At 40.6% G+C, this 762-nt stretch carries 1 protein-coding gene; it reads left to right on the top strand.

Translation table 11 applies throughout. From position 1 onward, the window contains the following. Positions 1-14: 14 nt before the first annotated feature. Positions 15-722: a hypothetical protein gene (locus tag ACFIK3_RS09695; protein ID WP_375676634.1), complete on the top strand. Its 708-nt coding sequence runs from the start codon at positions 15-17 to the stop codon at positions 720-722. Positions 723-762 lie beyond the last annotated feature (40 nt).

Genomic DNA, 762 nt, shown 5'->3' on the forward strand with positions numbered 1-762 from the left:
TGAGAGGTATTTTGATGACACGTCATTATATTCGGGTTAAAACCGGAGGACCGATACCAGTAAAGCGAGATGTTTATCGTCATAAGAGAACACTTTCGCACTTAGTGTCGATCATTCAAGATGAGATTGATGACATAGCCGATGAGTATGTTCAACAAATCCAAGAAAGCATTTTTGCAGCTATTCGTTTTTGTGAACGGGAGACCTTTTACTTTAACGAAAGCCGTGATGTGGTGTTTGAGACACGGGCGGGACAAGGTGTTTATGATGCAAGCACTACCCGCCCTATTGAAACAGCTGTTAAAATCAAAAACGTTTATTTAAGTTCTGATCAACATCATAAGTTTGCCTTGGAATGTAATGACCATGTTTCTTTAGAGCCTTTGTTATCATCAGAGCAGCAAGGAACGCCGGTTTGTTACAGTTATTTTGATAGGAAATTACATCTTTATCCCACGCCAGATAGAGCCTATCAAATTCAACTCATTCTCTCTCCATTGCGTTTATCAGAGATAGATAGTGTCGATGAGGAGCACCCATGGTTTGTGCACGCGTTTGATTTGATTAAGGCGCGTGCAAAATACGAACTTTACAAGAATATCTTGAAAGACCCCGATTGTGCAACGGCAGCTTACAATGACTTTAACGAACAGTTGCATGAATTGCGTGCAGAGACGTCTCAACGTCATAACGTGACCAGAATAATACCAACGGATTTTTAAGATGGTTTATTTTCCAGTAGCCGATTACAGACCAGATGTT

Origin of the sequence: Bartonella sp. CB10SXKL, assembly GCF_042195515.1 — a bacterium.
Lineage (GTDB): Bacteria > Pseudomonadota > Alphaproteobacteria > Rhizobiales > Rhizobiaceae > Bartonella.

Coding starts and splice junctions, on each gene's coding strand:
- ACFIK3_RS09695 (WP_375676634.1), top strand. CDS start 15: ATGACACGTCATTATATTCGGGTTAAAACCGGAGGACCGATACCAGTA.